The 13,009-nt window shown below is 36.6% G+C and carries 11 protein-coding genes and 1 pseudogene; 1 reads left to right on the forward strand and 11 read right to left on the reverse strand.

All coding sequences use genetic code 11. The annotated features are described in order from the left end of the window. Position 1: 1 nt before the first annotated feature. A complete protein-coding gene (gene surE, locus DHU68_RS09905) occupies positions 2 to 775 on the reverse strand; it encodes a 5'/3'-nucleotidase SurE (protein WP_108822826.1) in 774 nt (257 codons plus the stop codon). A 141-nt stretch (positions 776 to 916) separates the two neighbouring features. Here surE and DHU68_RS09910 point away from each other — a divergent pair, with 141 nt between their 5' ends. Continuing rightward, positions 917 to 2,563 carry an alkaline phosphatase gene (locus DHU68_RS09910; protein ID WP_108822827.1) on the forward strand — a complete coding sequence of 549 codons (1,647 nt, stop codon included), beginning with the start codon at positions 917 to 919 and terminating at the stop codon, positions 2,561 to 2,563. A 64-nt stretch (positions 2,564 to 2,627) separates the two neighbouring features. Here DHU68_RS09910 and DHU68_RS09915 read toward each other — a convergent pair whose 3' ends face one another. From DHU68_RS09915 to DHU68_RS09960, 10 genes and pseudogenes are all read right to left on the reverse strand, one after another. Continuing rightward, entirely contained in the window at positions 2,628 to 2,909 is a 282-nt protein-coding gene (locus DHU68_RS09915) for a hypothetical protein (RefSeq protein WP_108822828.1), read from the reverse strand. Positions 2,910 to 3,015: 106 nt separating this feature from the next. After that, the gene (locus tag DHU68_RS09920) at positions 3,016 to 5,088 is read right to left on the reverse strand and encodes a dihydrofolate reductase (RefSeq protein WP_108822829.1); all 2,073 of its coding nucleotides are present in this window, start codon (positions 5,086 to 5,088) and stop codon (positions 3,016 to 3,018) included. A 187-nt stretch (positions 5,089 to 5,275) separates the two neighbouring features. Next, positions 5,276 to 6,394: a universal stress protein gene (locus tag DHU68_RS09925; protein WP_108822830.1), complete on the reverse strand. Its 1,119-nt coding sequence runs from the start codon at positions 6,392 to 6,394 to the stop codon at positions 5,276 to 5,278. Positions 6,395 to 6,475: 81 nt separating this feature from the next. After that, positions 6,476 to 6,730, reverse strand: coding sequence for a DNA-binding protein (locus DHU68_RS09930; protein ID WP_108822831.1), 255 nt, complete (start codon positions 6,728 to 6,730; stop codon positions 6,476 to 6,478). Positions 6,731 to 6,809: 79 nt separating this feature from the next. Beyond that, entirely contained in the window at positions 6,810 to 7,511 is a 702-nt protein-coding gene (locus tag DHU68_RS09935) for a phosphatase PAP2 family protein (RefSeq protein WP_108822832.1), read from the reverse strand. A gap of 20 nt (positions 7,512 to 7,531) precedes the next feature. Further along, positions 7,532 to 8,365, reverse strand: a complete 834-nt coding sequence (locus DHU68_RS09940) for a tetratricopeptide repeat protein (RefSeq protein WP_108822833.1) — start codon at positions 8,363 to 8,365, stop codon at positions 7,532 to 7,534. Between the two features lie 15 nt (positions 8,366 to 8,380). After that, positions 8,381 to 10,222, reverse strand: a complete 1,842-nt coding sequence (locus tag DHU68_RS09945; RefSeq protein ID WP_108822834.1) for a BatD family protein — start codon at positions 10,220 to 10,222, stop codon at positions 8,381 to 8,383. A gap of 89 nt (positions 10,223 to 10,311) precedes the next feature. Next, complete coding sequence (locus DHU68_RS09950) at positions 10,312 to 11,163, reverse strand: BatD family protein (protein ID WP_108822835.1); 852 nt, start codon at positions 11,161 to 11,163, stop codon at positions 10,312 to 10,314. Positions 11,164 to 11,709: 546 nt separating this feature from the next. Further along, positions 11,710 to 11,976: pseudogene (locus tag DHU68_RS14455) on the reverse strand (tetratricopeptide repeat protein); the annotation flags it as partial. After that, positions 11,976 to 13,004, reverse strand: a complete 1,029-nt coding sequence (locus tag DHU68_RS09960; RefSeq protein ID WP_108822836.1) for a VWA domain-containing protein — start codon at positions 13,002 to 13,004, stop codon at positions 11,976 to 11,978. The pseudogene DHU68_RS14455 and the gene DHU68_RS09960, both read right to left, overlap by 1 nt. Between the last annotated feature and the right edge of the window lie 5 nt (positions 13,005 to 13,009).

A 13,009-nucleotide genomic window follows, 5' to 3' on the forward strand; every position in this document is an offset into this window, starting at 1 on the left:
TTTATTTTAAATTTTCCCAGCTTTTCATTTTATTGATATGATCATAGTTTGTCATATCTATTTTCACTGGTACTACCGACACATACCCTTGCGACAAAGCCCATTCATCTGTAGCTTCATCAAAGGGTTCATCGTTATGAAAACGTCCTGTCAACCAAAATACTTGCTTATTTACACCATCTTTCGAAGGCATAAACTCTTCCACCCATTGTCCTGAAGTTTGTCTACAAATTTTGATTCCTTTTAAATCGTCACCTTTAGGAATATTTACGTTCAGACATGTACCTATAGGAAGTCCCTCTTGCAAAACCTGTTCTGTTATTAATCTGGTATATTCCTGAGAGTATGTAAAATCAGCTTGGGCACTATGATCTAACAAAGAAAACCCTATCGACGGTATTTTAAAAATTGCTCCTTCTAGAGCTGCTCCCATAGTCCCTGAATAAATTACCGCTACTGCCGCATTAGAACCATGGTTTATTCCGGAAATAACAATATCAGGTTTCCGGCTGGCAAGTTGGCTTATACCTAGCTTTACACAATCTACCGGAGTACCTGTACAGCTATATATTTTTAGATCAGTTTCTTCTTTTTCTAAATGTATACGCAAGGGTTGTAGTGCTGATATCGCACTTGACATACCGGATCTGGGTCCATCTGGTGCTACTACTAGAACTTCACCTAAACCTTTTACACTGTTTATTAATACATTTATCCCTTTAGCTCTGTAACCATCATCATTGGTTATCAAAATAAGAGGTCTTTTATTATCCATTTATCACTTTTTTATTTAGACGAAGACAAAGATACTCGAAATATTCATTATTTCTTCACCATTCTATATTCCTCTTAATAGATACATTTCATATATTTTTGTAACTTTGAGACATTAAACTCTTAAATAATCTCACAAATCATGAAAAGAATCTATTTGAGCATTTTGCTCATTTTTATTTCTGTATCTGTTATCTATGCCCAACAGCAATACAGAACTCCTGTAAAACCAACTAAAAACCTTATAGTAATGATTCCTGATGGGACGTCTATAGGTGTTGTTTCTGCCGCCCGATGGTATCAGATATACAACAAATTAGGCACAAATCTAGCTATAGATCCATATCTATGCGGAACTGTTAAAACATTCTCGTCAAATGCACCTATTGGTGATTCGGCTCCAACCACATCTGCTTACATGACCGGAATGCCTCAGCAAACAGGGAATGTCTCTATCTATCCGGTAGCTGATCCGGAAAAAGATTTAGTTTATGTAGATCCAGCAATGGCTTATCAACCTTTAGCTACTATACTAGAGGCAGCCAGATATCAACAGAATAAAGCTACAGGATTGGTTGTCACATGCGAATTTCCTCATGCGACGCCTGCAGACTGTTCGGCTCACTATCACCAAAGAGGTAAATATGAATACATTGCTTCACAAATGGCATATCAGAATCTTGATGTAATGTTCGGAGGAGGAAATTCCATTTTAACAGATGATATAAAACAACATTTCAAAAATACGAATACTGTTTTAATGCAGAATGATATTCATGCATTCAGAGACTTTAATGGAAAAGAAAAAGTATGGGCTTTATTCCAAGATAGAGAGCTTCCTTACGATCTTGACAGAGATCCAGAAACGATTCCTTCTATCGCCGAAATGACTCAGAAGGCAATAGATAGACTTTCTCAAAATGAAAATGGCTTCTTCTTAATGGTGGAGGGAAGTAAGGTGGACTGGTCGGCTCATGGCAATGATGCTGTAGGTTGTATCACCGAATATCTAGCTTTTGACAAAGCAGTTGCCGCTGCTATAGAGTTTGCTAAAAAAGATGGGGAAACGACAGTTGTTGTTTTACCTGACCACGGCAACAGCGGCTTTACTATCGGACGCAGAGATTTACCTAGTTATGATAAAGCTTCTTTAGAAATGCTTTTCAAGAATGTATCTCAATACAAGAAAACGGGAGAAGGATTGGAGAGAATTTTATTAAAATCTAAACCTGAAGACTTCAAACGCATTTTTAAAGAATATACAAACATTGATATCTCTGAAGAAGAAATGGAACTGCTTCTCAGCTCAAAGAACTACAAAGAGGCTGACTATATGAAAAAGAGTAACAGTGTAAATATGGGATCAAGCATAGTAAAGATTATGAATGCTCATACTTATTTCGGATTTACCACTGGAGGTCATACCGGAGAAGAAGTATTCCTTGCAGCTTACCATCCGGAAGGTACTCTTCCAATAGGAATGAACACAAATATGGATATAAACAAATATCTATTTGATGCTCTTGGTCTGAAAACATCTTTGAGTGATATGACTAAAGAAATATTTGCTAAACACAATGAAGTATTTGACGGATTAGAATACAGTATTGAGAAAGGAAAAGATTTCCCTGTACTCAAAGTAAAGAAAGGCAAAAACACTTTAACTGTACCGGCTTTCAAATCAGTCGCTTACCTAAATGGCAAGGAAGTTAGCTTAGGCTCAGTAACTGTATACATTGATAAGAATGACACATTCTATATTCCTCAGAAATTAGCGAAGATGTTATAATCTTCATTACCTAGATAAGAAAAGCCTGCATGATTTATGCAGGCTTTTTTATTACAATTTTCTTTTACTCTTCGTCTTCTACAAAGAACCAGCGAGTACTATTTTTATCCCGAGCAACAGCTTGTCCAGGTTGCATATCCGGTAATTTCCGAAGCGAAGGTTCTAGTTCTAAAATCTCTTCAACTGAAACAACATAGGGCTCTTCGTCTTCCGATACCTCATCATCCCCAAACACTTGCCAGTCTCCATCTTCATCATATAGCACAAAGGTGGCAGGCGAACCATTTACCAAAACATAACTGGTTGTCAGCACCGATTTATATTTATTTTCTTCTTTTAATTTCATTCGTTATATTATTATTTCTAGACTTCAATAATATCACAAATATAAAATAATAAATCCGGATAAAAGTTTATCCGGATTTATTTATATACTTTTAGAAACCTCAGAGTTAATCATTATATGTAGGCAAAGACGAATACTCTCTTGCATATCTCATCATTTGCTCTGCATAACCTTCGGTATAAGTAATAACAACATCCGCTATTTCACCTCTATCATTTAAGACAGTTCCCATTACCGGATTCACAAAACCTTTATATGGTTTCATATTTAATCCTTTGTAACGTTCTAGCACCTCTGCATGCAATTTAGGATCAACTTTAACAGCATAATCTTCTACAATCTTTTTAGCTGCAGCAAAATCCCCCTCCGATTTTATGCGTTGAATTTCGGACAATAACTGACCAAATAGATCACGTAATTTCGTATAATCATTGATAACGACAAATGTTTTACCATCTCTCTCCTTCAACTCTACAACTTTCTCTGCCTGACCTTTTTCGAACACCCATTTTGCTATCAATTGACGATTGCGCATATGTGATTCTTCTACTTCTTTACCCGGTTCTATCCTTACCAGTTGAGTCATCAGACCGTTCATCATAAATCGATAGTATTCTGCTTTATAAGCTTCTGCATCAGGAATAATTCCTAGTTCTAGCAGTTTGGAATCTGCTATAAAATATAGTCCGAACAAATCGGCACGTGTTTCCTCTATAGTAGAACTATGTTCTCCTAAAGCATTCGGATCAACTCCCGGTAACAATTTACCGGAACCATGCCCTAAACACTCGTGTAAGTCGGTATGCAATACATCTGTTATGAATCCATATTTCTTGATAGAACTGATTTCCACATCAGACCAGATAAACTCATCATTAAAACCTGTATGAGCTCCTGCTGCATCATATGCCTCCATTATATTTTCTATCGTTACCGATTTAGAACCATGATCTCGACGAATCCAATCTGCATTAGGTAAGTTTATTCCTATCGGAGTAGCCGGATAACAGTCTCCTCCTAATTGAGCTACTGTTATTACTTTAGCCGAAACACCCTTCACCTCTTCTTTTCTAAATTTCTTATCTATTGGCGAACGATCTTCGAACCATTGTGCATTATTGCTAATAATTTCGGCACGCTTGGTAGCTTCCTCATTTTTGAAGTTAACGACAGACTCCCAGCTTGCTTTTATCCCTAGAGGGTCTCCATACACTTCTGTAAAACCATTTACAAAATCTACTTGAGAACCTAAATCTGTAACCCAAGCGACTGCATAAGCATCAAATTCTTTTAGATCGCCCGACTTATAATATGAAACAAGCTTAGTTATTACATCTCTTTGTTTGTCATTCTCTGCAACTTTTTCTGCTTTTTCGAGCCATGACACCACTCTTTCTATTGCAGGAGAATACAACCCTCCTACTTTCCAAACCTTTTCTACTAACTTCCCGTTCTCTTTTACCAATCGGCTATTAAGTCCATAGGATATTGGAGTAAGATCTGTTGTGTCTTTCATTGCATTGTAAAAATCGACAACATCTTTCTGAGTGACTCCTTCTCCATAATAATTATTGGCTGATGCTACAATCAGGTCTTGACCTGACTGAGTTATCTTTTTTGCCATTACAGCCGGATCAAACATTACCGGAGTAATCATTGTTATGAATTCATCTACAGTCTGACCTTCCTTTACTGGTACAAGCTCGACTGGTAATGCTTTTACTTGATCGACAAAAAACTGCTGAGAAAATTGAGGAAGAAATTTATCTTGACTATAATGGTGATGTATTCCACTCGAAAACCATACACGTTTCAAATACACTTCAAAAGCCTTATAGTCTTCCGTGTTTTTATCTCCTTTATAATTTGTATATATAGCCTCTAGTGTACGACGAATAGCCAGATTGTATTTATTGTTCTGATCAAATAAGATATCTCGTCCTTCTAGTGCTGCCATCGAAAGATAATACACTAATTCTTTTTGTTGTAAAGACAAGTTCTTAAACCCTGGTACATAGTAGCGTAATATCTGAAGATCGGCAAATTCATCAACTTCATACTTAAAGTCGGTCGGAGCCATGTCAGCTATATTTTTACCTGATGCTCCTTTCTGCCCTCCAGTACATCCTGCAAAAAACATAGATATTCCGGTCATAGCAATTAATACTGTTTTTTTCATTTGTTCTTATTTATTGATATTTTTTACAAAGATACAAAACCTATTTGCTATAAATAATAAAATTACTTTATGTTTAAGTAATGTTATCAACGGGACAAATAATTTTATTTCGTCATAAAAGAATAAAACCATTTACCTTTTGAAAAAGATAAATGGTTTTAATATCATTCTATTTTAAGTGAAAATTTTATCCTCTAAGCACAAGTAAAGGCGTATCGGAATGAAAAAGCATCTTTCGCGAAATGCTAGGACTAAACATACGGGCAAATATATTTCGCTTACTTGTTGTCAATGCCAAGATTTCTATTCCAGCATCTTTGATGTATTCATCCAGACTCTTCAACATATCGTTCGTATCGATTAGCTCATAATCGATATTCAAATGCGGATATTGGTTAGAGAAGTAAGTCTTAATACCAGCTAGTTTGATTTCATCCCATCTATCACTTTTCTTTACCGAAATATGAGTTAATGATATTTTAATATCCTTATAAGGCTCCAACAACTTTATCATTACATCAAAAGAGATTAGATCTCGTTGACTAAAGTTTGTAAGGAAAGCAATATGTTTTACAGCCTTCAAGTCTCTAAATGGAGTATTCTCCGGAATTGCAATAAGAGGTACATGAGTCATCTCTATCACTTCAGCCGTTACACTACCAATAAGGTCTGCATCTTTCTGATCCTTTCCTCTTGTACCCATTACAATCAAAGCCGGCTTGTATTCTTTTGTAAAAGTTACAATCTCTTCCTCAGGAAGTCCTTCTTTCAACACATATGAATAATTTACAGGAGGGAATTCTCCTGCTGATACTTTTTCATCAATTATATTGCATAACTTTTGAATATTCTCTCTTACTTTCTCTATTATATTTTGGAATTCTTTTTCTTCTTTTCCCTGATAGGCAAAAGCCTCAGCCATTGGCAAAGCTGTTGGGTAATATGGATTGAAATAAACGTGCAATATCTTTACTTTTGCATTCAGGTCTCTTGCCTGATTAAATGCAAACTGACATGCCGTTAAGGAATATTCTGAGAAATCGACAGGGACAAGAATACGTTTTCGCCCATCATCGGTTCTGTAAGTTTCTTCTTCGTCGTAACTAAATAAATGCCTATTTTCTACAACACTCAATGCTTTAGGAAGATCTGATTCTTTGATACGTATACGAACACCCGCTGAAACCGGATTATTCAAGTCAACATCATTAATATGAACCTCTATATTTTCTCCCTCTAAAACAGACTTCAGTATCTGAGCCTTTTCATTCGTATGAATGGCAAGTGTCACTAATTTATCTTCCATAGCTCTATTATTAATTGTGATTTTCTTATTATTCTAAAAAGAGATGAACACTTGTGGCATCCATCTCTCTATTAAACGTTTTCAGACCTCCTTCGGTTCAAGCATCTCCATAGCCATATCTAAAATTGTGGTATCATCCAACGAGACATAACCACCATCAGGGCCCGGTTCTATATGCACTCCACAGCTTTGCCCTTTTTCATAACTATAACCACCAAAATAGTTCCAAACTGTTTCAATTGGCACCTGCAATTTTTCTGCTATTAGGCGAACGCTTCCATCAGGTAAACTGTCTTTAATCCTACGAAGTTCCGAGAATGTGATAACTTTAGTCATATGCTATTAGTTTTAAATGGTACTTAGATTAGCAAACTGTTCTAAAGTTATAAAAATCTTTTCTTAAAAACAATGTTTTTTAGGAAGGAATATCAAAGAATGCACTATAGATAGCTATACCCAGTATTGTTAAATAAATAACGATCATTAATGCCTTAGCCCTATCTACTCCGAACACAGGGACTTTCAATTCATCTTTAGGAACTTTTAAGATTAGGCGACGCGAGGTTAAATATATATAATAGACTAACACTCCTGACAGGGTTCCCCAAATCGCACCTCCTACTACATCTGAAATAAAGTGTACACCCAGATATATGCGAGAATAAGCTGTTATAGTAGCCCAAAGAATCATGGTCCATGTAAAATACTTATACCGGAACAATAATGAGGCAAAAGCTACAACACCAAAACCATTTGCAGCATGATTTGAGATAAATCCATAGCGTCCTCCTCTACGACCATTTACAATCTGAACCAGATCCTGGAAATCAGGATGGTGAGTTGGTCTGAGCCGTTCAAAAAAAGGTTTAATTACTTGAGCTGAGAAAAAGTCGCAAAGCATACCTACTAATACTGCACATAAAAGGACCAGCAATGCCTCCCGCCATTTTATTTTATAAGTATAGATTATAAGACCTGCTATTGCTAAGGGTAACCAGACCAACTTACCACTATACAATGACATAAATGTGTCCCAATAAGCTGTATGATGGTCATTCAACCAAAGAAAAAGATCCCTTTCGTATGGCAGGATCTTTTCAACAAGGCTAGTTTGCATGCGTTTTTCCTATTTTTTCTTTATATAACCTCGATCTTGTCTCGCTGTATCCAACCGACACTACCGTTGTCTATTTCGATTTCGAGCCAATTTCGATCTTCTTTTGTTATGTATACTTTCGTCCCGGCATGTAGAATAAACAACTCTTTGCTGTTGATATCAGGAGAACCCATTATAGAAGCCGAACCTGTCATGATTATTGCAGTATCGCGATATTCAATCTTTTTCTTCTGCCTAAATGCGAAAATATTGGCAAATATAACGATAACAACCGATACTATTCCTACATAGAAAGCTATTTTCTTAAGAAGAATAGAACGACTGAAAAAGAAAGCAGATAAGCAGGCTATCAATACGAGGAATAATGAAATACCGACTACAGCCCATGCATTCGAACTCATTATGTTTTGTACACTATTAAACCAGATAGTCAGGAAGAATTTATCTGCAACCAGAATTTTATCCTCTATTTTAGTCTTTAGATACTCTATATTATGACGTGTATCTCTATCACCGGGATTGAGCAACAATGCTTTTTCGTAGTTCAGACGAGCCTCGGCCAAATCATTCACTCTAAAATAGGCATTCCCCAGATTATAATACAATTCGGGAGATTCTACTCCTTCAGCCAATTTTACTTTTTTTTCTGCTTCAAGTATTTCTATTGCTTTTCTGAAATTCCCATCATTGTAAGCTGCTATAGCATCTGCATTAACAGACTTTTTACTGTCTGCAGTAGAGGTATTATCTGTTATCGCAATAGAGTCTTGCTGTAAAACAGGAATTGAATCCTGTGCTACACTATATTGAAATATTGTGAATATAAATAGGCAAGATAATAATAGTCGTTTCATCGTACCTTGTTCTTTTTACTTGTTAATTATTTTGATTGTACTTTCCATTTTACCAATGGCATCTACCGTATCGCTATATAACTTATCCATATCTCCTGATGCTGATGGTGCATATCGAGCAAATTCACCAGTATCAAGAATATTCATAAACTGACCTATCAGTTCTTCACCTACTCCATATTTGGTAAGTTCGGCCTCTATATTCTCCCTATTCAGATTTGCCACAGGTATTGTTAGTTTATCGCTCAGGTATCCCCATATTGCGCGTAGCATTTCTTCATAGAAGCCATCTCGATTTTGAGTTTGCAAATATTTCTTAGCCAGTTTAAGACGCTTAGTAGCAACCTTATTAGCTTTCTTCGTTCTCATCAACGCAATATCTGCATTTGCCTTGATCTGCTTACGATAGATGATACTGAATACGATCAACAGCAATAAAGGTATAATATACCACAACCAGTATGTTAATGCTCCGAAAGTGAAGCTTTGGAGATTCTTATATGTAAAATCGTCAGTCTTCAGATAACGAATATCCTGTTCAGCTTCTATCTCTCGTTGGTTTGCATAACTTGTAGAGACATTCTTACCGGCATTAGGGTCTTTATCCACCTCTAATGTATATTCAGGAGAAGATACTGTCTTATAAGAATTCGATCTTGTGTCAAAGTAAGAAAACTCTATAGGAGGAATAGTATATTCTCCCGGATAACGAGGAATAAACATATATTCTATTGTCTTCTTTCCCGACAACCCATTCTCTGTAATCGAAAAATCATTGTTTACCTGAGGATCGTATGTTTCAAAATCTTTAGGGAACTTGATTTCCGGATTTTTGATCAGTTTCATATTTCCTGCTCCGGCAATCTCAAGTTTAATAGTTACAGCATCATTTGCCTGTACTTTATTTGCCGATATAGAAGGTGTAAAGGTAAAGCTACCGACTCCCCCCGAAAAGCTTGATGGCTTCCCTTCAACTGGCAATGGTGTGACATCTATTGTTGCAGGAGTTGTCCGCAGCACTTTTTTTGCTTCTGTCATCACCTCGCGTGTACCAAAGAAATCACGTACTTTACGCCCCGTACTTACCTCGAAGACGATTTCCATTGTACCCGAAGGGATTGTCATCTTACCTGCCCGTTGAGGGAAGAGCAAGGTTTTTTTCACGTCAATATAGTAATAATTACGACCTTTGTAATGTTCCATATTCCATTGACGGTTAGGTGACATCTCAAAATCCTCTATCATAAAACCCTCAAACTCAGGGAATTGAATCTTACCTACCTCCCTGATATTCAACACTGTATAAAACCTAAAAGTAACAACAGCAACTTCTTGCTCTTTTACTTTCGTCTTTGAGAAGATTGCCCGTATGAATGCATCATCATCGCTTACCTTGCCTGCAGTAGACGTTGTAGATGTCGACTGTGGTTGTTGACCAGGTTGTTGACTCTGAGCATTCTTGTCAGGAGGTAAAACTTTTATTTGAGCTGTATTCGATTTATAGTTTTTCCCATCAATTCTAACTGTTGCAGCCGGCAGTGTAAATGTTCCTTCCTCTTTTGCTATTAGAACCCATGTAAAAGTAACATTGCTTTCCGATACAGTTTTACCATTTACGGTAGAAGAACTATACATTTGAGAAACAGATGGTCCAAAAAGCTCATCAAATCCGGGAATATCAGCCGGAATTGTAGGTGTTTCAATCTTTCCGTCTCCACCTTTCAAAATATATTGTACCTGAATCTGAGCCCCTTTCACTGTTGAGTTAGGAGCTTTGATGACAAATGTTACATCACTTGCCAAAAGACGAGATACACTAATGAGTAATAATATTAATAAAAACCAATACTTCTTCATTACCCTTTATTAATTCTATTTTGTTTCGTTATTTATAATTTTCTTGCGGCTACAAATTTAACAACTTTGTTTGTATTCACATATAGCTATTAAATTGCTTTATATTCAAAAACATTAATATTGACAGCATCTACTTTCAATTCTTTTACTGTCCTTATTGTCTCTTCATATATATCTCCCCAAATATCCCGTATCTTTTTACCCGTAGGTGTAAGATATTCTACCGATACTGTACCTTCAGGGATTACAAACGCTCCCTCCTTTTTAGGTTGAAGAATTAAGACACGCACATCTACAACTTTATAGATACGCCCTTTGATCTCTTCTTCCTCGAAATGCTGGCGACGAGGCGTTATGTTGTCATAATAGAAATCCCTAACCGGAGGAAATTCTGAGTTTCGTATACGATCAATGTCTCTTGTTGTATAGAGTCTGTAGGTTAGCGTCAAGGTATCGGAAGGCAAAACTACAGATTTGGATACTATTGTTTTTATAAAAGCATCTATATCTTCGGTCATTACTTCAACCGATCGTACTTCTATCTTATGATTTTCCGACTTGTATTTCTTACCTCCTATTTTGATCTCAACCTTAGGAATTGTATATTTCCCCGCTTTTTCGGCCTCCAGATAATACGTGGACGAAGAGCGATAGACTGTTTCTCGTTTTCCTTTATTGAAGGTAGTTGCTGCAGAATTAGAAACAGAAGGACCATAAAGGATCTTAAACCCTTCTATATTCTTTAAAATAACAGGTTCCTCAACTGCTGTGTCGCTCTCGATTATATAATCTACTCGAAACTGCTCCCCTGTCATAACCGACTCGGGTGCTTTTATCGAAATCTTCACACTCTGAGCCAGAGTTACAGACATAATAGGGAATAGCAACATGAACAACACGAATATTCGTTGCCTGCCAAAACTATTACCTCTATAGATCATACTCTACCAGTCTTTATTTTGTTTACGATTTTGCTCGTTCTTTTGTTTACGTTCTTTAGCCTGTGCTTGTCTTACACGTTCCTGTGTTTCCTTTTCATCTTGCTCTAAAGCCTGCAAAATTTGCTGTATATTATCTTGCGACATCTGATTTTGTTGATCTTGCTGATTTTGCTTAGGATCTTGTTTTGGATCCTGCTTAGGGTCTTGTTTCGGATCTTGCTTTTGATCTTGTTGCTGATCTTTCTTTTGATCTTGTTTCTGGTCTTGATCCTGATCCTGCTTCTTATCTTCCTGATCTTTTATCATTTTTTGCACTACTGCAAGATTATAACGCGTATCCTCATCTGTTGGATTAAATCTTAACGCATTTTTATATGCTTCCATCGATAATTTAAGATTATCTTCCTGCTTTGCTTGTGTTCCTTCCTGACCTTGTTGCATCATTTGGGCATTGGATGCTTTTTCATTTGCTTTTTTCTTCAAGAAGGTGTTTCCCATATTGCTCCAAGCGGAACTAATCTTAACCGGATCTTCACTTTCCAATTTCAGATAATGTTGGTATTCCGCCAAAGCCTCATCCCATTTTTGTTGTTTATAGTATGTGTTAGCTAAGTTAAAAGCTGCTTCTTTCGAATTTGCATTTCCTTCTTTTGCATTACTATATTCCGATTCGGCTGTAGCAAATAACTGTTCGTTGTAAGCCTTATTTCCCTTACGAATAGCTTTACGCACCTCTTTTTGAGCTGAAAGACTAACCGCTACAAATGCAAATAATATGATAAATATTGTTTTCTTCATTTCTTTAAAACACATTATTTAAACAGTCTGATATTTCTGAATATTCTATTCTTCTTTTCGAATATACAGATTTCCAAGAAAAGCAAGATGAACATAATCCAAGCAAATATCTGGAATTTCTCATCATAGTCGGAGTAGGCAACTCCTTCTATTTCTTTCTTTTCCAATTTTTCTAATTCTGCTTGTAAGCTTTTCAATGCACTATTTGAATTGTCGGCATGCGCATACAAACCTTGTCCGGCTTTTGCTATCTGACGACACATTTCTTCGTTCAATTTAGATACTACAGGTTGTCCTTGCGTATCTCGTTTCACCTGATTAGAACCCGGAACCAATGGTATAACCGTTCCTTCGGCTGTACCTACACCAACAACATTAACGTGTACTCCTTGTTCGGCAGCGCGCATGGCTGCTTGCTCGGCATCACCTTCGTGGCTTTCACCATCTGTAATCAATACAATGGCCTTATCTATCTCCGAATCGTTAGAAAAACAAGTCATACTGATATCGATAGCACTACCTATGGCTGTACCTTGTACCGGAACCAAATCCGGATTGATTGTTTCCAAGAATAATTTTGCAGACTGATTGTCCGGAGTCAATGGTAACTGGATATAAGCTTCACCTGCAAAGACAACGATAGCAACTTTATCATCCCTGCGTTCGTCGATGATACGTGTCAACATCTGTTTTGCTTTGGTTAAGCGGCTTGGTCTTATATCTTCTGCCAGCATCGAGTTGGATACGTCGATAGCAATAACTAATTCAATTCCTTTTTTATCTAATTTTTCTAGTTTTGTTCCGAATTGAGGACGAGCCAACACAATTATACCAAAACCTATAGCAACCAATACGATCCAAAATTTCAAATACGTTCTTTTCAGAGAAAGTTCAGGCATCATTTTCTTCACTAAGGCCAATGTTCCTAATTTCTCTACACTTTTCCGTTTTCTTATATTCAAAAAGATAAAGCCTATTATGAAAACAGGTATGGCAAAGAATAAATATAAATATTCAGGATTTGCAAATTTAAATACACTCATAATTC

This window comes from Dysgonomonas sp. Marseille-P4361, from assembly GCF_900343125.1.
In the GTDB taxonomy this organism is placed as follows: Bacteria; Bacteroidota; Bacteroidia; order Bacteroidales; family Dysgonomonadaceae; genus Dysgonomonas.